This is a genomic window from Microbulbifer sp. SE14 (genome assembly GCF_059834885.1).
This window is the reverse complement of the sequence record NZ_JCBAJA010000001.1, coordinates 259878-282933: the sequence shown is the minus strand read 5'-3', so window position 1 is coordinate 282933 and position 23056 is coordinate 259878. Positions and strand designations below refer to the sequence as shown.

At 60.2% G+C, this 23056-nt stretch carries 20 protein-coding genes; 9 read left to right on the top strand and 11 right to left on the bottom strand.

Annotation, left to right across the window (positions count from 1 at the left end; translation table 11 throughout):
- The first annotated feature begins 57 nt into the window (after positions 1-57).
- Both argJ and mutT read left to right on the top strand, forming a co-directional pair.
- Complete coding sequence (gene argJ, locus AC6R19_RS01200) at positions 58-1260, top strand: bifunctional glutamate N-acetyltransferase/amino-acid acetyltransferase ArgJ (protein ID WP_500577652.1); 1203 nt, start codon at positions 58-60, stop codon at positions 1258-1260.
- Entirely contained in the window at positions 1260-1661 is a 402-nt protein-coding gene (gene mutT / locus AC6R19_RS01195) for an 8-oxo-dGTP diphosphatase MutT (RefSeq protein ID WP_500577651.1), read from the top strand. Before argJ ends, mutT begins: the two co-directional genes overlap by 1 nt.
- 204 nt (positions 1662-1865) lie before the next feature.
- Here mutT and yacG read toward each other — a convergent pair whose 3' ends face one another.
- The 5 genes from yacG to pilB all read right to left on the bottom strand — a co-directional run bounded on the left by yacG (position 1866) and on the right by pilB (position 6843).
- Entirely contained in the window at positions 1866-2075 is a 210-nt protein-coding gene (yacG, locus tag AC6R19_RS01190) for a DNA gyrase inhibitor YacG (RefSeq protein WP_500577650.1), read from the bottom strand.
- Between the two features lie 8 nt (positions 2076-2083).
- Positions 2084-2686 carry a dephospho-CoA kinase gene (gene coaE, locus AC6R19_RS01185; RefSeq protein ID WP_500577649.1) on the bottom strand — a complete coding sequence of 201 codons (603 nt, stop codon included), beginning with the start codon at positions 2684-2686 and terminating at the stop codon, positions 2084-2086.
- A 207-nt stretch (positions 2687-2893) separates the two neighbouring features.
- Positions 2894-3778, bottom strand: coding sequence for a prepilin peptidase (locus AC6R19_RS01180; RefSeq protein WP_500577648.1), 885 nt, complete (start codon positions 3776-3778; stop codon positions 2894-2896).
- Positions 3779-3784: 6 nt separating this feature from the next.
- The gene (locus tag AC6R19_RS01175) at positions 3785-4996 is read right to left on the bottom strand and encodes a type II secretion system F family protein (RefSeq protein ID WP_500577647.1); all 1212 of its coding nucleotides are present in this window, start codon (positions 4994-4996) and stop codon (positions 3785-3787) included.
- A gap of 137 nt (positions 4997-5133) precedes the next feature.
- On the bottom strand, positions 5134-6843 hold the full coding sequence (gene pilB, locus AC6R19_RS01170) for a type IV-A pilus assembly ATPase PilB (RefSeq protein WP_500577646.1): 1710 nt from the start codon (positions 6841-6843) through the stop codon (positions 5134-5136).
- 446 nt (positions 6844-7289) lie between these two features.
- Here pilB and AC6R19_RS01165 point away from each other — a divergent pair, with 446 nt between their 5' ends.
- Positions 7290-7775 (top strand): pilin, encoded by a 486-nt coding sequence (locus tag AC6R19_RS01165; RefSeq protein WP_500577645.1) that lies wholly within the window; start codon positions 7290-7292, stop codon positions 7773-7775.
- 159 nt (positions 7776-7934) lie between these two features.
- Positions 7935-8669 carry a TfpX/TfpZ family type IV pilin accessory protein gene (tfpZ, locus tag AC6R19_RS01160; RefSeq protein WP_500577644.1) on the top strand — a complete coding sequence of 245 codons (735 nt, stop codon included), beginning with the start codon at positions 7935-7937 and terminating at the stop codon, positions 8667-8669.
- Between the two features lie 140 nt (positions 8670-8809).
- Here tfpZ and AC6R19_RS01155 read toward each other — a convergent pair whose 3' ends face one another.
- From AC6R19_RS01155 to imuA, 5 genes are all read right to left on the bottom strand, one after another.
- Entirely contained in the window at positions 8810-9520 is a 711-nt protein-coding gene (locus AC6R19_RS01155; RefSeq protein ID WP_500577643.1) for a hypothetical protein, read from the bottom strand.
- A gap of 575 nt (positions 9521-10095) precedes the next feature.
- Complete coding sequence (locus tag AC6R19_RS01150; RefSeq protein ID WP_500577642.1) at positions 10096-13353, bottom strand: error-prone DNA polymerase; 3258 nt, start codon at positions 13351-13353, stop codon at positions 10096-10098.
- 57 nt (positions 13354-13410) lie between these two features.
- Complete coding sequence (locus AC6R19_RS01145; protein ID WP_500577641.1) at positions 13411-13740, bottom strand: helix-turn-helix domain-containing protein; 330 nt, start codon at positions 13738-13740, stop codon at positions 13411-13413.
- Positions 13741-14026: 286 nt separating this feature from the next.
- Positions 14027-15538: a Y-family DNA polymerase gene (locus AC6R19_RS01140; RefSeq protein WP_500577640.1), complete on the bottom strand. Its 1512-nt coding sequence runs from the start codon at positions 15536-15538 to the stop codon at positions 14027-14029.
- A gap of 250 nt (positions 15539-15788) precedes the next feature.
- On the bottom strand, positions 15789-16496 hold the full coding sequence (imuA, locus tag AC6R19_RS01135; RefSeq protein WP_500577639.1) for a translesion DNA synthesis-associated protein ImuA: 708 nt from the start codon (positions 16494-16496) through the stop codon (positions 15789-15791).
- Between the two features lie 327 nt (positions 16497-16823).
- On the opposite strand from imuA, the gene dcd reads away from it, so the two are divergent.
- The 3 genes from dcd to AC6R19_RS01120 are packed head-to-tail and all read left to right on the top strand — an operon-like array spanning position 16824 to position 18832.
- Positions 16824-17393, top strand: a complete 570-nt coding sequence (gene dcd / locus AC6R19_RS01130; protein WP_500577638.1) for a dCTP deaminase — start codon at positions 16824-16826, stop codon at positions 17391-17393.
- Positions 17394-17432: 39 nt separating this feature from the next.
- The gene (locus tag AC6R19_RS01125) at positions 17433-18641 is read left to right on the top strand and encodes a BaiN/RdsA family NAD(P)/FAD-dependent oxidoreductase (RefSeq protein WP_500577637.1); all 1209 of its coding nucleotides are present in this window, start codon (positions 17433-17435) and stop codon (positions 18639-18641) included.
- A 5-nt stretch (positions 18642-18646) separates the two neighbouring features.
- Positions 18647-18832, top strand: a complete 186-nt coding sequence (locus tag AC6R19_RS01120) for a hypothetical protein (RefSeq protein ID WP_500577636.1) — start codon at positions 18647-18649, stop codon at positions 18830-18832.
- 38 nt (positions 18833-18870) lie between these two features.
- Here AC6R19_RS01120 and AC6R19_RS01115 read toward each other — a convergent pair whose 3' ends face one another.
- A complete protein-coding gene (locus tag AC6R19_RS01115) occupies positions 18871-19137 on the bottom strand; it encodes a YMGG-like glycine zipper-containing protein (protein WP_500577635.1) in 267 nt (88 codons plus the stop codon).
- Between the two features lie 203 nt (positions 19138-19340).
- Between AC6R19_RS01115 and AC6R19_RS01110 the strand changes: the two genes are divergently transcribed.
- The gene (locus tag AC6R19_RS01110; RefSeq protein WP_500577634.1) at positions 19341-19556 is read left to right on the top strand and encodes a DUF3820 family protein; all 216 of its coding nucleotides are present in this window, start codon (positions 19341-19343) and stop codon (positions 19554-19556) included.
- Positions 19557-20159: 603 nt separating this feature from the next.
- The gene (locus tag AC6R19_RS01105) at positions 20160-23036 is read left to right on the top strand and encodes a glycosyl hydrolase family 18 protein (protein WP_500577633.1); all 2877 of its coding nucleotides are present in this window, start codon (positions 20160-20162) and stop codon (positions 23034-23036) included.
- The last annotated feature ends 20 nt before the right edge of the window (positions 23037-23056 follow it).

Below are 23056 nucleotides of genomic sequence, written 5' to 3'. Positions count from 1 at the left end.
CGCAGCGTGCCCATCAGAAGGAATCCGATAAGCACGCTGCGCTTGCGTAACACAACAATGTCCGACAACAAGCTCCCCACAATCCCCGGCATCCGCCTCGCCAGCGTCCCCGCCAACATCAAAAACTGGCAACGCGACGACCTGTTGCTGATCGAAATCAACGAAGGCGCATCCGTCTCCGCCACCTTCACCCAAAACGCCTTCTGCGCCGCCCCGGTCACGGTGGCCAAAGAGCATATCCGGGGCGGCAATATCCGCGCCCTGCTGATCAACGCCGGCAACGCCAACGCCGCCACCGGCGAGCGCGGCCTGGGTGACGCCCGCGCCTGCTGTGCGGCAGTGGCCAAAGCGCTGAACATCGAGGCTGAACAGGTACTGCCCTTCAGCACCGGCGTCATCGGCGAACACCTGCCGCTGCAAAAAATCCTGGATGCCATCCCCACTGCTGCTTCAGAATTGACCGGCGACGGCTGGGACAAAGCCGCCCGCGCCATCATGACCACAGACACCCGCCCCAAGACCGCCAGCCGCACCGTCGAAATCGCCGGCGAGCAGATCCGCATCGCCGGCATCGCCAAGGGCGCTGGCATGATCCAGCCCAATATGGCCACCATGCTCGCCTATGTGGCGACAGACGCGGCCATACCCCAGCCGCTGCTGGATCAGCTGGTCAGGGAAGCCGTCAACGAATCCTTCAACCGCATCAGCATCGACGGCGACACCTCCACCAACGATGCCTGTGTCCTCATCGCCAGCGGCGCCACAGGCCCGCAGATAGGCGATACACAGAGCCCCGACTACCAGCGACTGAAGGCCGTCATTACCGACGTGCATGTCGAACTGGCCCAGGCCATAGTCCGCGACGGCGAGGGCGCGACCAAGTTCGTCACGGTGCAGGTGCGCGGCGCCGCGAACAGCGAGGAGGCATTGAAAGTGGCCTTCGAAGTGGGTGAATCCCCCCTGGTAAAGACCGCCCTCTACGCCTCGGACCCCAACTGGGGCCGCCTGGTCATGGCCATCGGCAACGCCGGTGTCGAGCAGCTGGACACCGCCAGGGTGAATATCTACCTGGACGAGGTGCAGGTGGTGGAGGCCGGCGGCCGCGCCGCAGGCTACACCGAAGAGGCCGGCCAGCAGGTCTTCTCCAAGCCGGAGTTCACCATCACCGTAGACCTGGGCCGCGGTGACAGCAGCGAACATATCTGGACCTGCGACTTCTCCCACGAGTATGTAACTATTAATGCGGAGTACCGCACCTGATGGGCAGGGTGGTACACGTCGCAGTAGGAGTGGTCCGGCGGGAGGACGGCAAGATCCTGATAGCTCGCCGCCCCGACCACCTGCATATGGGCGGCCGCTGGGAATTCCCCGGCGGCAAGGTGGAAGAGGGCGAGACGGTCCAGCAGGCCCTGGCGAGAGAACTGCGCGAAGAAGTGGCGATTGAAGTAAAGGACTTAAAACCCCTGACGGAGATCCGCCACGACTACCCGGAAAAGACCGTCCTGCTGGACACCTGGTGGGTCACAAAATTCGAAGGCGAGGCAAACGGTCAGGAAGGCCAGCAGACCGCCTGGGTGGAAGTGGCGGACCTGACCGACTACCGGTTTCCCGATGCCAACCAGGAAATCATCCAAGCCATCCAGGCTACCCATCCCGCGTAGGGTGCGCCGTGCGCACCGTCTAGCCGGAAAATCGACCTGAAATGGCACGAGTCCCGCTGACTTTATCCATATGCGATAAAAACCAATGTAGGAGCGGCCGTTGGCCGCGATCGGGCTATCCGAATTCCACTTGGCTCTGATTTACGCGGCGCACTACTCAGTAGCGCCCCCTCTCCCCTCGGGGAGAGGGGGCGGAGATGCCACTCAATGCTTGGTCTTGGACCGATCCAACTCCTCACTCAAAACATCATCAAAAGCCGGTTCCCCCGGAATCTTGTGCCCCTCGGAAGCCCACTCCCCCAGATCGATCAACTTGCAGCGCTCACTGCAAAACGGCCGGAACGGAAACTTCTCGTTCCACTCGATCGGCTTCTTACAGGTGGGGCAATTAAGGGTAGGTGTCTCTTTAGCCATAAAACTCTTCAAATACTTTCTTCTGCCATTCGCAGGTACTTCTGGTGCAGCGACTCGACCTGCGCCTTCAGGCTCGCCGGGTCGCCGGCATTGTCCAGCACATCGTCCGCCTTGGCCAGCCGCTCGGACCGCGACAGCTGTGCTGCCATAATCTTGCGAATCTGCTCCGGATCACTGCGATCCCGCCCGCTGGCGCGCTCGACTTGCATCTCCTCCGGCAGATCCACCACGCAGATCCTGTCCACCAGTTTAAACTGCCCGGACTCGATCAGCAGCGGCGACTCCAGAATCCCGTAGGCGCTGCGACTGGCCTCCAGCGCCCGCACTATCTCTTCCCGGATCAGCGGGTGCAACAACCCCTCCAGCCACTCCCGCTCCCCGGCATTGTCGAACACCAGTCCACGCAGCCTGGCCCGGTCCAACCCGCCGTTCTCCAGCAGGACGCCGGCCCCAAAGTGCTGCGCAATCTTCGCCAACGCCGGCTGCCCCGGCTGCACCACCACCCGCGCAGCCCAGTCCGCGTCCACCACATCGATCCCCAGCGCCCGAAAACAGTCCGCCGCCGCCGACTTGCCACTGCCGATACCACCAGTCAACCCAATAGTGAGCACAGTCCCCGTACCTCCTGTAGGAGCGGCCCATGGCCGCGATCGAGGCCGATTTCAGCCCCGGAAATTCTATGCAAGCTTGTAGCCGCTTGCCGGAACCCAACCTTCATTGTAGGGGCGAACCTTGTGTTCGCCCTCCCAAGCCGACAAGAAATAAAAAAGGGCGAAACCAAGGTCCGCCCTTCCTTACAATGCAACCAGGCGGCTCTCTTAAGAGCCCAGACCAGAATAGTGAAGATACCACCCCACAATCCGATCCCCCCAAAGCATCGCAATCCACCCGGCCCCGGCCAGATAGGGCCCGAACGCAATCGGCAGATTCCTGTCCCGCCCGGCAATCACACTCCAGCTCAACCCGGCCACAGCCCCGACGGCCGCGGACAGCAGAATCACCAACGGCAACATCTGCCACCCAAACCAGGCCCCGATGGCCGCGAGGATCTTGAAATCCCCGGCCCCCATCCCCTCCTTACCGGTCACCAGCCTGAAGATATGGAACACCGACCAGAGCGCCAGGTAACCGGCAATGGCCCCGATCACCGCATCCTGCAGCGGCACGAATACCCCCCAGAGATTGATCAACAGCCCGGCCCACAGCAGCGGCAGGGTAATGCTGTCCGGCAGCAGCTGCTTGTCGAAGTCGATCCCGGTCAGCGCCACCAGCGCCCAGGTAAACCCGCAGCCCGCCAGGGCCTGCCAGGTAAAACCCAGCTGCCAGACGACGATGGCGGTCAGCAGGCCGGTAATCAGCTCCACCAGCGGGTAGCGCTTGGAAATGGCGGTGCCGCAGTAGCCGCACTTGCCGCCCAGCAGCAGATAGCTGACCAGCGGCACATTGTGCCAGGGCTTGATCTCGGCATCGCAGTTGGGGCAGTGGGAGTGGGGCAGGATCAGGTTGAAGGGCTCGTCCAGCTCTTTCTGTTCTGCCGGAATCGGCTTGGTATCAAAGTAGCTGTAGAAATCGCGCTTGTATTCCCGCTCCATCATGATGGGTAGGCGGTAGATGACCACGTTCAGGAAGCTGCCGACCAGCAGGCCCAAAACAAAAGCGCTGCCGAGGAGCAGCGCTTGGTAGGAAACCAGAATTTCAAGCATTGTCTTTTATACAACCTGGCCCAGCTGGAAGATGGGCAGGTACATGGCAACCATCAGGCCGCCGACCAGAATACCCAGCACCGCCATGATCATCGGCTCCAACAGGGTCGTCAGGTTGTCCACCATATTGTCGACGGCCTCCTCGTAGAAATCGGCGGCCTTGCCGAGCATCTCGTCCAGTGCACCGGATTCCTCGCCGATCGCCGCCATCTGTACCAGCATGGTCGGGTAAAGTCTTGAATGTCGCATTGCATTGTTTAGTGGGATACCGGTAGCAACAGAATCGCGAATCTTCAGAGTGGCCTCTTCATACAGGCTGTTGCCGGTGGCACCGGCGACGGATTTGAGAGCGTCGATCAGCGGTACGCCGGCGGCAAAGGTGGTGGAGAGGGTGCGGGCAAAGCGGGCGGCAATAGACTGATAGGTGATCTGGCCGAGAATCGGCAGTTTCAGGATCAGCCGGTCGAAGAATTCGGCCACTTTTTTGTTGCGCTTCTTGGCCTCTATGGTGCCCCCGATGCCGACCACGACACAGATTAGCGCGATAAACCAGTTGGCCTGCATCCACTCCGACATGCCAACCACCATTTGGGTAAATGCCGGCAGGTCGGCGCCGAAACTGGAGAAAGTCTCCGCGAACTGGGGGACAACCTTGATCAATAGGATAGATGTGACCACGATAGCGACCACGATAACCGCAATCGGGTAGGTCATCGCCTTCTTGATCTTCGCTTTCAGTGCCTCGGTTTTCTCCTTGTAGGTGGCGATCCGGTCCAGCATGGTTTCCAGTGCACCGGACTGCTCGCCGGAGGCGACCAGGTTACAAAACAAATCGTCGAAATAGAGCGGGTGTTTGCGCAATGCATCGGCAAAGGCAGTACCGGAAGCCACATCGTCGCGGATCTTGTAGATCAGATCCTTGACTCCCTGGTTGTCCAGACCATCGGCGACGATTTCAAAGCTTTGTACCAGTGGCACACCGGCCTTCATCATGGTGGCCATCTGGCGGGTAAAGAGGGCGATATCCGCCGGCTTGATTTTCTTGTTGCCGCCAAAAAGAGGCTTGGGCTTTTTCTGTACCCGGTTGGCGATAATGCCCTGGCGGCGCAACTGTGCCTTGATCAGCGCCGGGTTGGTGCCGTTGATCTCTCCCTCGACCTTGTTGCCTTTACTGTCCACACCCTTGTAGACATAAGTGACCGCTGCGGCATTGGCCATGGTTGTTGTTCCCGTGTTTTATTGTTACGTCAATTTTTATTCACGCTTTGTAGGAGCGGCCCATGGCCGCGATCGATCTGTATAATCGGTAAACGCCGATCGCGGCCATGGGCCGCTCCTACAAGGGAAATTCCCTACTAATCCTTGGTAACCCGGTTAGCCTCTTCCAGGCTGGTAATGCCCATCACCACCTTGCGCAGCGCGGAGGTACGCAGGTTGTTGAAACCCTCCTTGCGCGCCTGGTCGGCAATCTGAATCGAGTTGCCGCCCTCCATTATAATTCTGGAGATGCCGTCGGTGATGCGAACCACTTCATAGACCCCCACGCGGCCCTTATAGCCCTTGCTGCAGTGCTCGCAGCCCACCGGCTGGTAGATCTTCCATTCCTTGCGCTCGATGGTCACCGCATCGAAGCCCTCCTCCTTGAGCACCTCCTCCGGCAATGTGACCGGCTTCTTGCATTCATTGCAGAGTCGCCGCGCCAGGCGTTGGGCAATAATTACACTGACCGAGGTGGCGATATTGAAGGTGGGTACGCCCATATTCATCAGGCGGGTCAAGGTCTCCGGCGCCGAGTTGGTGTGCAGGGTGGAGAGCACCAGGTGGCCGGTCTGCGCCGCCTTGATCGCAATTTCCGCGGTTTCCAGATCGCGGATCTCGCCCACCATCACGATATCCGGGTCCTGGCGCAGGAAGGAGCGCAGCGCCTCGGCGAAATTCAGCCCCACCTTTGGGTGCACGTTGACCTGGTTGATGCCCTCGAGGTTGATCTCCACCGGGTCCTCCGCGGTGGAGATATTGCGTTCCGGGGTGTTGAGGATATTCAGGCCTGTATACAGGGAAACTGTCTTGCCCGAGCCGGTGGGGCCGGTGACCAGGATCATCCCCTGGGGCTGGGCCAGGGCGTCCATATAGATCTTCTTCTGGCCGTCCTCGTAGCCCAGGGCGTCGATACCCAGTTTCGCGGAGGAGGGGTCGAGAATCCGCAGCACTATCTTCTCACCCCACAGGGTGGGCAGGCTGTTGACCCGGAAATCAATGGCCTTGGTCTTGGACAGCTTCATCTTGATGCGACCATCCTGGGGAATGCGCCGCTCGGAGATATCCATCTTGGACATCACCTTCAGGCGCGCCGAGATACGCGGCGCCAGCTGAATCGGCGGTTTGGCCACCTCGTGCAGCACGCCATCGGTGCGCAACCGCACCCGGTAGGTCTTCTCGTAGGGCTCGAAATGAATGTCCGATGCCCCGGTGCGGATGGCATCCAGCAGAATTTTGTTTACAAAACGTACAACCGGGGCCTCGTCGCCGCCCAGATCGTCGTCCTTGTTGCGATCGGGTTCCCCGCCCTCTACGTCGAGGGCGTCCAACTCATCGTCGTCCATGCCCTCCAGTCCAGCGCCCACATCGCTGTTGGAAAGGTAGCTCTCGATGGCCTTGGCCAGCTTGTCCGCCTCCACCAGGACTGCGTCGGTATTGAGGCCGGTATTGAAGTTGATCTCGTCCAGTCCGGCCAGGTTGGTGGGGTCGGCGACCGCCACGAACAGCCGATTGCCGCGCTTATACAGGGGCAGCGCAAAGTGCTTGCTGATCAGTTTTTCGTCAACGACATCTTTGGGGATCAGGTCGAAGTTGTAGCTGCCGAGATCGAACAGCGGGGAGCCGAAGGCCTGGGAGGCGATGCCGGCCAGCTCCCGGCTCTTGACCAGCTTGGCCTCCACCGCATGCTGGGCAAAGGTCTGGTTCTCGCGCCTGGCTGCCTTGGTGGCGGAGATGGCTGTGGATTCGTCCAGGACCTGGTCGGCAACCAGCCGCTTGGCCAGGCCGGAGAGTTGGCTAACGCTCATAGGGGATGGTACCGCTGCATGATAGTGGCTGCTTGCTTTTTGATCTTCTGTTGTGTGCTGCCCCATCTGGAGAAGCCTGCTTGCAGGCGAATCTTCAGGGCCAACACCGTGCAATCCCGCCAATATAGCGAAATCAAATGCCGCCGCCAAACACCTTGTACCCAGGGGCAGTCAGGCTGTCGGGAAGCGGTCCAGCCCAGGAAAGACTGAGTCCGGCAGCATCTGACACTTTTTGTCAGCAAGTGATTGGGAGTGGAAAAGACAGATGCGAGTGATTAATTAATGGTCGCCTTCAATGTGACTTACCTCCCATTGATGCCGCTGAGGGCAATTTTTGCGCTTGCCACACTTGGCACAAAGCTTGTATCTTGTTTCGCGACTTCCTCACGGGATGCTCTCCCTTCCGGGATTCACCAAAACCAAAAGTCTGTATGGAGACGGTTACAATGAAAAAGCAACAGGGTTTTACTCTTATTGAATTGATGATCGTGGTTGCGATTATCGGTATTCTGGCTGCTGTGGCGCTGCCGGCTTACCAGGACTACACGGTCCGTACCAAAATCACCGAAGTCAACTTGCAGGTTGGTGCCTGCAAAAATGCGGTTACCGAGTTTATACAGTCAAACGGCACCTTCCCTGCTGACGCCAATGCTGCAGGCTGCAACGGTGCCGCTCAAACCAAGTATATGGCTGCTGGCCTAACGGTAGGCGCTCTCGGCGTCATTACGTCGGGTAATATCCAAAACAGTGGTGCTGCTTCCATCGATGGTACAAACATAATTTTGCAGCCGACCACTGATGCTGCGCGCACAGCTGCAATGGCTGCCGCTACAGATCCTATTCTGGGCTGGTCCTGCGGTACCAATGCTGCTGCAGCTGACTATAAATACTTCCCGGCTCCCTGCCGTCAAGTCGTTCTCGGCGGCCTGTAAACAGTTGGTCGTGACAGGGTGAAGATATAGTCAGGTCTAGTATTGAGTGCCAGTCTCCCTGTCGGACGGACTCTTTGATAAAGCCCCGCGTCCGCGGGGCTTTTCATTCTGGGAGGCTTTGCGCCGGGCAGAATTGATTTGTCGTTGAGTTGTTTCGGTATGTTAGATCGTCTTCGCGCTTTCGCAGTCCATTTATTGCTCTCCTTTTTGGTTGCCCTGGCTTCGCTGTTGCTGGTATTCCAAATCTGGTATCCGGCTCCCTTGTCTGTGGCGATGGGGGTCACACATATTTTTCTGGTGATGTTGCTGGTCGATGTCACGCTGGGGCCGGTGCTGACGTTCTGTGTTTTCAAGAAGGGCAAGAAAACGCTGAAATTCGATCTGGCAATTATCGCGACTCTGCAAGTCGGAGCTCTGATTTACGGCTTGCATACAGTGGCAGAGGGACGCCCAGTCTGGTTGGTGTTTGCCAGTGACCGGTTCGACGCTGTCCGTCCGATAGACATTGATACTAGGTTCCCTGACAAAGTTTCTCCAGAGTACGCATCCCCGTCTATATTGGGGCCTCGTTGGGTGGCAGCAGTCCGTCCTGATGACCTTCAGGTCGATTCAGAAATCGTCTTTGAGTCGATATTTGGTGGCGCTGATCTTCAGCATCGCCCTTATTTGTACCAGCCATTGCCGGAGGCGGCCGAGGAAATGCGGAAACGCGCGTTTCCTTTGGAAAAACTCAAGGACTTCAATGCTCCTGAGCGGGTTGGAGAGGTGCTCGAACAGTGGCCAGAGGCCGATGCCTGGCTGCCCTTGATGGCAAACGTCAAACCTGTGGTGGTATTGATCGATCGCGGTTCAGCAGAGGTGGTGGCTGTTGTTGATCTAAATCCCTGGAGCTAGGAAAATCCAGAGGCGGGAGAGGGGGTAAATCTTAGCATTTGACTATATCTAGATTTCCCCTATCAAAAATTTCCATCAAGTCGGAGCAGAATCTGATTGTTTCCGAAAATAAGCCGCCGAAAACCGGCGGCTACAGAGGATCAAAAATCCATGCTGAGAGAAATGCTGCTTACGGAGTGATCCGTATCATCGGTATTGAAAAGCGTGTGTTCCAGTGAGTAGGTCCACTTGCCGATACGCCAGTTGACGAAGCCCCCGTAGAAGGGGTCACTGCCATCTTGTTCGTCCTTCAGGCGGGTTTCCTGATAAGAAAAGGTGTAATTCTTCTCTTCGCCTTCAGCGTCCAGCTCCACGCCCTGGTCCAGGTAGTAGTACCTCAGGTTTGCCTGGGTGCTCCAGAATGCGTAGCCGACACGCAGGCCGCCGGATAGCTGTTTGCTGGTATCGGTGCTGATTACCGCCCCGAGTGTTTTGGCGGTACCACTGATCTCGCCGGCATAGGTCCCGGTCTCCACGCCTTCAATGCCAAAGGTATCAAGGTCGCGATAGGAGTTGCGATAGGTCTGGCCCCATTTATCCTCCCCAAAGTTGGTATAGCCGGCCTCAAGTGCGATATAGGGGTTGAGGCGGTAGCCCACGTTGATGTTGTAGCCCCGGGGATAATCGAACTCCACACTTTGTGTGATGCCCAGGTCCGCTTCGATCTCGCTGGCGATAAATTCTTCAACGGCATCCGTATCTGCGGTGGTTATGCCAAAACCCACACGGGTATACCAGCTCTCTTCAATGGTATAGGCGCCGGCGCCGGATGCGAATGCGGCGGCCAGTGCGGCTAGAATTGTTTTTTTCAATGAAATTCTCCTGTTTCTTATTGAGCCATTTATCCGGGAGTGCCGCAGGGGGCGGACGTCACTGGGGCGTGTCTCGGAACATGCTTGGCTTCCCTGGTGCGCTTGTCGGTCCCGGACCCTTCTCTCGAAGGGCAGATGGGTTCGACATTTCTGCGCAATCCGGGCCTTACCCCAGGGCCCGGGCGCGGCATAGAATAATACTCTTCCCTTATTGTTGTCCACGTCACGTCGAAATAGTGAGGTATAACAAATTCTGAGGGTGTGGCAGGGCGCAAATCCTGATGCGCTGCCGTCCTGGTGTTCGTATTTCGTTAGCTGCGCTTGCACGCGGGCTTTCCGGCGTCGTGCGCTCCGTTTGGTGTTATTTATTCAGTATGTCTTCAATCAGGGGGAGCCAATGGTTGGTCCCTGCTAATCAGGCCTATCCATCAGCAATTTTTAGCAGTAGGCGACAAATTTGACCGGCAAATTTGACCGGGTTGAGATATTGCCCAGCGCTGGCAGTTTCGCTGGGCTCCTTTGTCCATCTTGCAAGGCCGGCGCTGTGCAACGGCTGCTGACCAGAAAAATGCCCTTCAATGAAAACTCCTTACCGCCTGTATTTCTTGCCACGCCAGGCAGCTGATTCGCTGCCCGACCAGATGGATCACCGGGCAGCCTTTATCCACGCCTTCAGTGCTGATCTGAACAGTCCCCCCTATCTCGAGAATGTTCCCCCGCTTTATCTCTACCCGGTAGCGTTGCTGAACCTTCTCCCACAGCACGACATTGATGACCCCGGTTTCGTCCTCCAGTGTCAGGAACATCACACCGGAGGCGCTGCCGGGTCTCTGGCGACAGGTGACCAGGCCGATAATGGTTGCCTGTTGACCGTTGTGGTAGTAGGCCAGATCCTGTGCTTTGGTGTGCTTGCGGAAACCGTCACGGCGACGCAGCAGGGCTATGGGGTGCTCGCGCAGGGTCAGGCCTGTGCTGGTGTAGTCGCTGTAGGTGTTGTCCTCTACTGAGTTGCCGGGGCTGTGTTGGGTGATGGTGTAATTTTCTATCTCTCCGTCCAGCGATAGCCAGGTATCCAGGTAGCGGTTTTCGGTCAGGCTTTTGAAGGCATTGGCGCTGGCCAGGACGGCGGTTTGGTCCCTGGGGAGTTGGGTTAGCTGGCGGAACTGGGCCAGGGAGGTGAAGTTGTGCTTCTCCCTCAGGGTGACGATGGTGGTTGCGGTTTGTTCGTCCAGGCCGTTTACCAGGCGCATACCCAGGCGGAGCATCGGGGTGCTGGATTCCGGCATGTGCCGGAATGACGGCGATGTGTCGGCAGGGGACAGGTGGGTTTCATGCGTCCGGATGTTCGATGGGATTTGAGGGCGCTCTTGTATTTCAGTGCAGGCAGCTGGTATTGATCGCGGCCAACGGCGGATGACCGCCCCGCCGCTCCTACATGGGGTGGCCTCCTCTCTCGTAAGTGGGAGAGGGGGGCTTAGTTCCAGGCTGTGGTGCCAGTGGCTGTGGAGTACGTCTATGGGCAGTACTTTTACGTTGTGGCGCTGGGCGTCGTAGACCAGTTGGGCGGGGGCGTAGAAGCCCATGGGTTGGCTGTTGAGGAGGCCACAGTAGAAGGCTGCCGGGTGGTGGTGTTTTACCCAGGCGGAGAAGTAGGCGAGCAGGGCGAAGCTGGCGGAGTGGGATTCGGGGAAGCCGTAGGAGCCGAAGCCCTTCATCTGGTTGAAGAGTTGTCCGGCGAACTCGGCTTGGTAGCCGTTGGACAGCATGCCCTGGATCAGTTTGTCCTTGAACCTGTACAGGTCGCCGTTCTTGCCCCAGCTGGCCATGGCGCGGCGCAATTCGTCGGCTTCCCCGCCACTGAAGCCGGCGGCGACCATGGAGAGTTGGATTACCTGTTCCTGGAAAATCGGCACGCCTTTGGTACGCTCCAGTACCGGTCGCAGGTTTTCGTGGGGGTAGGTAATCGGTTCCAGCCCCTGCTTGCGACGCAGGTAGGGGTGCACCATGCCTCCCTCGATGGGGCCGGGGCGGACTATCGCGATTTCGATGACCAGCTCGTAGAACCGGCGCGGCTGCAATCTCGGTAGCATGCTCATCTGTGCGCGGGATTCTATCTGGAAGACGCCGACGGTATCGGCGCGGCAGATCATCTCGTAGACGGCTTCGTCGTCGGGGGGGATATCCTGCAGTCCGAGCTTGGGGCCGTAGAGGGCGATATAGCTCAGGGACTTGCGCAGGGCGGTGAGCATGCCCAGGGCGAGAACGTCCACCTTCATCAGTTTCAGGTCTTCGATATCCTCCTTGTCCCACTGCACTATGGTGCGGTCTTCCATGGCGGCGTTCTCGATCGGCACCAGGGTGTGCAGCGGCTGCTCGGTGATCACGAAGCCGCCCACGTGCTGGGACAGGTGGCGGGGGAAGCCGTGGATCTGCTGCAGCAGCTGTGGCAGGGCCTTGCCGATAGTGCTCTTCGGATCCAGGCCGACTTTCTGCATCTGCCGGGGGAAATCTTCCATCTTGTCCCACCAGGCGCGCTCCGCCAGCAGCTGCTCGATGGTGGCGGCGCTGATACCCAGGGCCTTGCCGATATCGCGCAGGGCGCTCTTGAAACGGTAGCTTATTTTTGTTGCAGCGAGGCCGGCGCGGTGGCGGCCGTATTTGCCGTAGATGTACTGGATGATCTCCTCGCGCCTTTCGTGCTCGAAGTCCACGTCGATATCCGGTGGTTCGTTGCGCTCGCGGGAGATAAAGCGCTCGAACAGCAGTTCGATCTTTTCCGGGTCCACTTCGGTGATAAACAGGCAGTAGCAGACCACCGAGTTGGCGGCGGAGCCGCGGCCCTGGTAGAGGATATGCTGGCTGCGGGCGTGCTGGACTATGTCGTGGATAGTCAGGAAATAGTGCTCGTATTGCAGTTCGGCAATCAGCGCCAGCTCTGTCTCGATTTGCGCGGCGATTTTCTGGGATGGCCCCCGGGGCCAGCGCACCTTCTTGCCCGCTTCCACCAGCTCGCGCAGGTAGTCGCTGGCCTGTTTGCCTGTCGGGAGCACTTCCGATGGGTACTGGTAGTGCAGTTCGCTGAGGCTGAAATGGCAGCGTTCGGCAATTAATAGAGTGTTTTCTATGGCCTGCTTTGGATACAGGGTTTTGATGTCGTCGAGGCTGCGCAGGTAGCGCTCGGCGTTCTGCTCGATGCGGTAGCCCAGTTGTTCCAGGGTGCAGTTGTGGTAGTTGGCGTTGAGCACGTCCTGTAGCGGTTTGCGGCTGCGGCAGTGCATCAGTGCGGCGCTGGTGGCGACGAGGGGCAGACTTTCCCGCTTCGCGAATTCAATCAAGTCGATGTTGCGGAGGTTTTGCTGCGGCAGCAGGTGGTTGCTGATGGCGATATACAGGCGGTCACGGAAATGTTGTTTCAGTTCTTCGGGGATGCTCATTGGAGATCTGTGCGGCAGCCAGAGGGCGATGCTCTCCCGGCACAGTTGCAGCAGGTCTTTGAGGTAGGTCTGGTACTGGCCTTTTTCCGCGCGCAGGCGGGAGGTGGAGATCAGTTGGCAGAGTTCGCTGTAGGCGGCTTTGGTGGGTGCCAGTAGCACCAGTTGTTCGCCTTCCTGCAGGCGGAAGAGGCTACCGCAGATCAGTTTGAGTTGGCTGCCGCTGGCTTTCAGGTTTTCCAGCGCCTTGTAGGCGCGGACTACGCCGGACAGGGAGCACTCGTCGGTTATGGCCAGGGCCTTGTAGCCCAGTTGATATGCCGTTTGGATCAGTTCCTGTGGGTGGGAGGCGCCCTGGAGGAAGGAGAAGTTGCTTTGGCAGAGGAGTTCGGCGTACTGCATTGTGTTTGCCTTGCGGCATGATATTCCTGCGCCGGAATGATGATTGTTAAGACTGCTTCAGATCGACAACTGTTGTGGCGTGATCCCCAGTGCAGCAGATACCCGTTGCAAGGTGGACTTCCGCGGGCGCTGGCTGGCTTCGAGTTGGGCGTAAGCTGCCTGGGTAATATTCAGGCGTTTGGCGACTTCGGCCTGGGTAAGTTTCAGGTGCTCCCGCCAGGCGCGCATGGGTGTCATGTTTTGTTCAATCACCATGCCAACAACTTCGTTCGGAATCAGGTTGCGTTCACGGGCATAGAGGCGCAGAAATTCGTTATAGGGGATGACGGTGAATTCCGGCTTGCCGTCTGGACCGTTGATTACCTGGATATTAGTAGGTGCGTTCATCGCGTTTTTTTACCTCTTCAGTAGAGACGCCTTTGATACCACCGTCGAACTCAAAGAAGACCCGATAATCGCCTATTCGAAGCCCTGTAACTGTAGTCGTGATCCGTCAGCGCTTGATACCCGGGCAATCTGGAAAATCAGTGAGCACCTGTACACCGCGATAGACGCGTTTCTGTGCCTCTGGATTCCTGAGCTTGCGCAGTTGCCGGGCAGCTTTCTGTGGCCAATGGATGGTATTCGCTGGAAAATATAAGATAAAAATAAGATTTTGCAGTGAATATAAGATTTATGCATAAACCCCATGTAGATACCAATCCTCCGAAGTCAGATCCTGAAACACCCAATAGAGCCCCCCTTCCTCCCCCCGCGCTATGTAGTAATCCCGCCCGTGCCGGCCGTGTTGCCACCAGTAGCCGTCGATGCGCTCCGGGCCCTGCAGCAGTTTGATTTCACCGCGGTAGAAGAGCTTGTGTTCGCGGCTCTGCAGTTTGTCGGGCCGGGGCAGCAGCCAGATGGGGCGGGGGGCATTGACGGGCTGCAGCCGGTGGCCCTTTTTGCTGCGGTTGCTTTGTAGCACCAGGGTGTCGGCGCTGGCCCAGGCCTGTTCCGGCAGGTAGCTCTCCTTCAGGGTGACGCCGGACAGGGCCTCGTGGCCGAGGCGGGCCTTGAGTTTGTCCAGCAGTTGGTGGCTGCGCTGTACCTGGGTTTCTTTGCCGAAGAGGTCGTCGTCGAGCTTGTCCTGTTCCAGCGGCAGCAGCTGGTCGCAGGTGAGGCTGAGGGCCTGTGTCGGCTGTTCCAGCTTGATCCTTTCCAATTGCAGTTTTGTCAGTGCGATCAGGCGCTGTGGGTCCAGCATCGGGCGGGAGACTTCGACGCTGAAGACCTTGCAGCCCTGCTGGCCGAAGTCCAGTTTCCAGCGCAACTGGTGACTGTACAGCTGGCGGCGCTGCAGCTGTTGGCAGAGTTCGCGCACCAGGCGGCCGGTGGGAAACAGCAGTTGTTCGCTGTTGTCCAGCGGGCTGGGGAAGAAGAGTTCGCTGTGGAATTCCGGCGGCGGCTGGTAGCTGGGCACCGGGTCGTGGCGGGTGCCGTTGAGGCGCGCCAGGTAGTCGACGAAGCCGCGGCCGAAGCGGCTGCCCACTTCCGACAGGGGTATCGCCAGCAGTTGGCTGACGCGCTTGATGCCGCAGGCATAGAGTTTGGCGATGGTCTTGTTGTCGCAGTCGAGCAGCTTGCTGGGGGAGAAGCTGATCCACTGCTTCCACTGCTGCGGACTGGGCGGGGCCTGGGTTTCCCTCAGCCACTGGCGGTGTTCCGGCAGCTGGCTGAGCATGCGCGCGGCGCTGGGGCTGTGTCCCAGGCCCATAAAACTGCTGATGCGCATCTGGCGCAGTTCGCGCACAAGCTGTTGCAGCAGCGAATTGAGGCCGCCGTTGGCCTTGAGGCAGCCGGAGAGTTCCAGGTAGAGGCAGGCGAAGTGGTCGTCGCCGGCGTCGACGGAGCCGGCGGCCAGTGGGGAGACCACCGGGGTGAAGCTGTAGCCCCACTGGGCCAGTTGCTGCAGCTGCTGTTCCTCCCGCTGGGTGTCCCGCTGCAGCAGTTGCAGGTCGGCGCAGAGGGCGCAGGCGGTGGCGATGGTGAGGCCGGTTTCCACGCCGCGTTCGGCGGCGGGGCGGTTGGCGTCCACGATCAGTTGTTGTTCCACCACGGCCTGGGGGCTGGTCTGGGTGCCGTCGCGCTGGGCGCGGGTGAGCACTTCCAGGGGGAGTTTGGGGAATTGGATGCAGAGCCAGAGCATGGTTGGGTTTCCGTTTGTTGCCTATTGCACACAGCCATTCGGATGGGTCGATCGCGGCCATGGGCGGATGGCCGCCCCGCCGTTCCTACACCGTTTTGTAGGAGCCTGCATGCAGGCGAATAGAATCGGCACTCTGTAGCCGTTCGCTTGCAAGTAAGCTCCTACAGCTCCGTAGGGTGCGCCGTGCGCACCATTGCGCGGGATGGTGCGCACCGCGCACCCTACGTCAGTCCCGAGTCCCGAGTTTCCATCAATGCAGCGGCCGGTCGCGGCGGACCAGGTCGGCGCTGCGGGACAGGTGCAATCGCTGGCCGGACTGGCCGCCCAGTTGTTTCAGCAGCTGCACTGCCAGCTGCTCGCCGTCGCTGTTCAATTGCAGGCGCAGGCTGGCCGGGGAGGGGCTGGCGGCTGCGGACTGGGGGCGGAAGTGGAAGTGCAGGCAGTCGCCTTCGCGGGCGGCGAGCTGCAGGCGGCGCAGGTCCTTGTCCGCCGGGGCCTGGCGGTCCTGCCAACTGAGCAGGGCGCCGCAGCAGCCGGATTGCAGGGACTGCTCCATCGCCCAGAGCTCGTCCTTCTGTCCGCGGGGGTGCAGTATCAGCAGTTTCTCCAGCTGTACGCCGGCGCTGGCCAGCGCTGGCGCGTAGGGGATAAAGGGCGGGTTGACCAGCACCACCATCTGCTCCTGCCGGGTGAGTTCCGCCAGGGTCGGCAGCAGCAGGGAGATTTCGCCGATGCCGGTGCGATCGACCAACAGTTCGGTGGTGGCGCCGCGGGGCCAGCCGCGGCCGGCGAGCAGGGCGTCCAGGGTCCCGTAGCCGCTGGCGATGCCGCTGCGCTGGCACCTGTGTTCGTTGGCGGCCTGCCAGATATCCGGCCTGGCGAGCAGCTGGCTCAGCCGCTGCTGTTTGGACTGATCGGCTAACTGATTGTTTTGCAAAAGGTTTTCAGCGTTGCTCACGGTTTTCGGCCCTCGTTGCCCGCCCCTTCGGGGTGGCGACTGTATATCTGTACAGTTGTTACTGGCAATTTATACAGTAGTTTATCCAGGGCAACAAGTGCCGGGGAGGGCGATTGGCACTTTTTTGCACAGCGCAAAAGGGCTATGATTCGGCCTCTTTAATCGACAGCCAGAAGTAACTCCCCGCCTACCGGCCGGATTCGGCCGAAGCCCTCTGCAGGAGCCTGCTTGCAGGTGGGGCGCTGTAGCCGTTCGCCTGCAAGCAGGCTCCTGCAGCGTCACTCGGCGGAAGTAGTTACAACCACAAAAGTACCCAGGGGGAGCGGAGTGAGTATCAAGTCCGACAAGTGGATTCGCCGTATGGCCGAGCAGCACGGCATGATAGAGCCGTTTGAGCCGGGCCAGGTGCGCCAGAACGGCAGCGGCGAGCGGCTGATCTCCTACGGCACCTCCAGCTACGGCTACGACGTGCGCTGCGCCAGTGAGTTCAAGATCTTCACCAATGTGCACTCCGCCACCGTGGACCCCAAGACTTTCGACGAGAACAGTTTCGTCGACGTGGAGGGGGATTCCTGCATCATCCCGCCGAACTCCTTCGCCCTGGCGCGCACCGTCGAGTACTTCCGCATCCCGCGCTCGGTGCTGACCATCTGCCTGGGCAAGTCCACCTACGCCCGCTGCGGCATCATCGTGAACGTGACGCCGCTGGAGCCGGAGTGGGAAGGGCATGTGACCCTGGAATTCTCCAACACCACCAACCTGCCGGCGAAGATCTACGCCCACGAGGGCGTGGCGCAGATGCTGTTCTTCGAGTCCGACGAGGTCTGCGATGTGTCCTACGCGGACCGCGGCGGCAAGTACCAGGGCCAGCGCGGCGTCACCCTGCCGCGGGCCTGATGACTCCGTGGCCGCGGTCGCGGCCACAAATCCCCATTCATGAATGAATCCCCTACCAGCCAGCTGCCCGAACGCGTCGATGTACTGATTATCGGCGCCGGCGCGGCGGGGCTGATGTGCGCGGCCACCGCGGGCAAGCGCGGGCGCAGCGTGCTGGTGCTGGACCACGCCAATAAGGTCGGCAAGAAAATCCTGATGTCCGGCGGCGGCCGCTGCAATTTCACCAATCTCTATACCTCGCCGGAAAATTTCTACAGCGGGAATCCGCACTTCTGCAAATCGGCGCTGGCCCGCTATACCCAGTGGGACTTTATTGCGCTGGTGGAGAAGCACGGAATCCCCTACCACGAGAAGACCCTCGGCCAGCTGTTCTGCGACAACAAGTCCAAGGATATTGTCGACCTGCTGCTGGCGGAGTGCCGCGCGGCGAAAGCGCAGATACGCACCCGCTGCAGTATTCTCGCCATAGAGCCGTTGGAGAAAGGTTTTCTCGTCGACACCAGCCTGGGGAAGGTGACCTGCGAATCCCTGGTGATCGCCACCGGCGGCCTGTCGATCCCAACCATGGGTGCCACCGGCTTTGGCTACGACATAGCGCGCCAGTTCGGCCTGAAGATTGTCCCCACCCGCGCGGCCCTGGTGCCCTTTACACAGCACAAACGCCAGTTGGAGCAGCAGAGTGAACTGCCCGGCAGCGCCCTGGCGGTGACTGCCAGCTGTGGTGAGGGCAGCTTTAACGAGCAGATGCTGTTCACCCACCGCGGCCTGAGCGGTCCGGCGGTGCTGCAGATCTCCAGTCACTGGCGTGAGGGTATGGCGGTGGATTTCGACCTGGCGCCGGGACGGGATCTGGGCGAATGGCTGCAAGAAAGGTGCGCACAGAACCCGGACAGCCACCTGCACAGTGCGCTGGCGGAAATCTGGAGTAAAAAACTGGTGCAGCACTTCCTGCAGCGGCGGGGCATCGACAGCCGACCGCTGAAACAGTACGGCGAAAATGCACTGGCCAATATCGGCCGGCAGCTGCAGACTTGGCAGCTGGTGCCCGCCGGCACCGAGGGCTACCGCACCGCGGAGGTGACCCTGGGCGGGGTGGATACCGATTCCATTTCCTCGCGCACCATGGAGTGCAAGACACGGGGGGGACTCTATTTTATCGGCGAGGTGCTGGACGTGACCGGCTGGCTTGGGGGATACAATTTCCAGTGGGCCTGGGCATCGGGTCACGCGGCAGGGGAGGTTGTGTAAAGACTATGGGTGACGTGATTCCGTTCAAGAGAAAAACCGCCTGGCAGAAACACAAAGGCAGCAGCCTGTGCCGCGACGGTTTCCACAAATGGGTGGTGGTTACCGAAAGAAAGTTCGACGTGAAGCAGGGCAAGTTGGTGACCGAATACCGCTGCCAGCGCTGCGGCAAAACGAAGAGCAAGTTGCTGTAGGCCGCGCCCGGGGCAGAGCCCGGGGCGCAGCCCGGTTCCTAACGATAAACCCGGCGGCCGCGGCTGTCGTAGTAGTAGTATCTCTTCTTCTCGCGGTCGTAGAGCCAGCCGGCGCCGGCGCCGATCAGCCCGCCCAGGGCGGCACCGCCCACATCGCGGCTGATGAGTGCCCCGGTTACCGTGCCTATGCCCGCACCGGTGGCCACGCGCCGCTCGGTGGCGGTCATATTGGCACAACCCAAGCCCGTCAGGCTGACCGTCAGCAGGGAAACCAGCCCCACACGTTTAACTGCTTGAATACCCATAGATACCTCTGCTACTGCTCGGTTGAGGTTTTGTAGGATCGGCCTACCAATTTGCCAGTTTGGCCGGAATGCGTCGGAGCCAGTGTAGGGTGGCGATTTCGGGGCAACAAGTTGTTAAATTACCCGTATAAGCGGGACTCTCGATCGGTTGAGCTGGTTCGCCTTGTCGATGGCGTTGCGGCCAAATACTTAAAAGCATAGCCATGTTTGAAAAGCAGGACCTTCTGGATATAGCGCGCACACAGATGCCGTTCGGCAAATACGCCGGACGCGCACTCATCGACCTGCCGGAGGAGTACCTGCTCTGGTTCGCCAAGAAGGAATTCCCCGCGGGCAGGCTGGGGCACCTGATGGCGCTGACCCTGGAAATCAAAATCGAGGGATTACAGGGGCTGATCGAACCGCTGAAAGACAGTTGATCCGAACCCCAGGCGGCGCGGCCGCAATGGAGCGGGGTTTGGGATAGCCGCCGGTCACACTAAACTATAAGTACCCGGGTAGGGAGAGTCCCCCGCAAAAAGCGGGGAACAATAATAAGCGGTCCGTAACTGGAGACTTGGACTAACCCGTAAATAGACCCACAGCGGGTAACCACTGGTCTGAAAGCAAAGACTTCAGCGAGGTGAACAGCGGGTGTAGAGCCAGTCAGCTTGAAGAGAGGGAGCGGTCGAAATGAATTCGGCCGCTATTTATTTGTGCCCCCGCAAAATCCCCGAACCAGCCGCGCTATTTTTCCGGATGCTACCGGTAGACAAACTGCGTCGACGGTCACATTTCGTGGCATCAAACGCCAACAACTGCTTATTTTATGTGACTTTCTTGGCAAGAGTGACCAATCGCACTGGTTTTTGCACATGCTTACCGTTAATGTGAAAAGCTAAATGACATCGCTGTCATTGCTCTGTATAAAAACTGACAGCGATGTCATTTATTGAATGCCCGGGTCCCCGGGTAGGGCCTTAAGTCCTGCGGTAACGGGGACAAAGGCCCAGAACAATAAAAAGTATTCAAGGTGATAATCTATGAAAGGGCTCAAACCCAGCCACTGGCGCCGCGCGCTCTTCGCGCTCGGCCTCGCCACATCCCCCGCCATTGCCGCACCCGGCGCGCCGCAGATCGACTGGATGGAAACCAGCTTCGCCATCATCGAGGTGGACGATGCGGCCACCGCCTATGAAAACCTGGTGACCGTGCACGACTACGCCGAGGTGCCGGTGGCCTGGACCAAGTGGTCCGGCGACGACGGCCACACGGTCCAGTACCTGCTGAACGGCACAGTGGTCCTGGAAGAGGCCGCCTCCGGCAGCGGCAACCAGAGCGGTTCCGCCACACTGCAGATAGCCCGGGGGGGCAAGTACGAGCTGCAGGTCGCCCTCTGCGACGACTCCGGCTGCAGTGCCTCCGCGGTGACGGAGATAGTGGTTGCGGATACCGACGGCAGCCACGTGGACCCGATTGTGCTGAATGCAGGTGAAAACAACCAGCCCTATACCAACAGCAGCAACTCGGTGGTGGGGGCCTATTTTGTCGAGTGGGGTGTCTACGGCCGCGCCTTCCCGGTGGACAAGATCCCGGCCTATAACCTGACCCATATCCTCTACGGCTTTATTCCCATCTGCGGCGGGGACGGAATCAACGACAGCCTGAAGTCCATCAGCGGCAGTTACGAGGCGTTGCAGAAATCCTGCTCCGGCCGCGAAGACTTCAAGGTCTCGCTGCACGATCCCTACGCGGCGGTGCAGAAATCCCAGCAGGGGCAGGATTACTCAACCCCCTACAAGGGCAACTTCGGCCAGCTGATGGAACTGAAGAAGGCCTACCCGGACCTGAAGGTGCTGCCCTCCATCGGCGGCTGGACCCTGTCCGATCCCTTCTATTTCCTCGGCGACGCGGCCAAGCGCCAGACCTTCGTCGACTCGGTTGAGGAGTTCCTGCGCACCTGGAAATTCTTTGACGGCGTGGACATCGACTGGGAATTCCCCGGTGGCGGCGGCGCCAACGCCGCACTCGGTGACGCCAGCGACGGCGAGACCTACCGCCTGCTGATGCGCGACCTGCGCGCCATGCTCGACGGCCTCGAGGCGGAAACCGGTCGCGAGTACGAGCTGAGCTCCGCCATCAGCGCCGACCCGAAGAAGATCGCGAAGATCGATTACAACAACGTCCAGCAGTATATGGACTACTTCTTCGTGATGACCTACGACTTCTACGGTGCCTGGAGCAATGAGTCCCTCGGTCACCAGACCGCGCTCTACGCGCCCTCCTGGGACCCTGAAGACAACTTCAATGCCCACAGCGGCATCCAGGCGATGCTGTCCCAGAGCGTGGCTCCCGGCAAGCTGGTCATGGGCGCGGCCATGTACGGCCGCGGCTGGAGCGGCGTTTCCGGCTGGAGCGGCGGCGATCACCTGACCGGCACCGCCACTGGCGCCGTGGCCGGCACCTGGGAAGCGGGAGTCGTGGACTACCGCGATATCGCCGGCAAGCTGGCCAGCGGCAACTGGGAGTACCACTACGACAGCACCGCCGAGGGCCCCTATATCTTCGAGCCCAGCAGCGGCGACCTGATCACCTATGACGACGCCACCTCCGTGGCCGCCAAGGGCGCCTATGTGCAGAGCCTCGGCCTGGCCGGCTTCTTCGCCTGGGAGATCGACGCCGACAACGGCGACATCCTCAACGCCATGCACGAGGGCCTCGGCCACGGCGATTCCAGTGGCAACCGCGCGCCCGTGGCCGACGCCGGCGCCGACCAGTCGGTGGAAGAGGGCAGCAGCGTCACCCTGGACGGCAGCAACTCCGCCGACCTGGACGGTGACCCGCTGAGCTACAGCTGGATGCAGACCGGCGGCACCGCCGTGACGCTGCAGAATGCCGACCAGGCCACCGCCGGCTTTACCGCCCCGGACCTGGATGCGGACGAAACCCTGACCTTCCAGCTGACGGTCAGCGACGGCCAGGCCGACGCCACCGACACGGTATCGGTACTGGTGACTGCCGTGCAGTCCAACCGCGCGCCCGACGCCAATGCCGGTGCCGATCAGTCAGTGCAGACACCGGCGGCGGTAGTACTCGACGGCAGCGCCTCCAGTGACGCCGACGGCGACACCCTGACCTACAGCTGGGTCCAGGTGAGCGGCACCGCGGTAGCCCTGCAGAACGCCGACAGCGCCAGTGCCAGCTTCGACGCGGCCGAGGTCAGCGCCGACGAGAGCCTGGTATTCGACCTGACCGTGAGCGACGGCGAATTCAGTGATACCGACTCGGTGACGGTGACCCTGCAGCCGCCGCAGTCCAACACCGCGCCGGAGGTGTCGGTGCCGTCCAGTGTGACCGTGGCCGAGGGCAGCAGCGTGGACATCACTGCCACCGCCAGCGATGCCGACGGCGACACCCTGACCTACAGCTGGAGTGCGCCGGCCTTCAATGTCACCAACGGCGACAGCGCCACGGTGACACTGACTGCGCCGCAGGTGGACAGCGACACCAGCTACACCGCCACTGTCACCGTCAGCGACGGCACCGACACCGCTTCCGCCAGTGTCACCGTGGCGGTCACCGACAGCGGCAGCAGCGGTGGCTGTGAGTTCTCCGATCCCAATGCGTCCGCCTACCCGGCCTGGTCCAGTAGCGCCACCTATGTGGGTGGCGACCAGGTCAGCCACAACGACCTGGTGTGGGAGGCCAACTACTGGACCCAGCAGGAGCCGACCCTGGAGTCCGCCGACTGGACCCTGATCAGCGACGTAGAAGTGCCCTGGAGTGAATCCAAGGCCTACAACGGTGGCGACGAAGTCAACCACAACGGCCGCCGCTACCGCGCCCAGTGGTGGACCCAGGGCGAGGAGCCCGGCGTGGCCGGTGTCTGGGTGGATATAGGTCCCGCGAGCTGTAACTAATCTGTCCGGAACGAACTGGG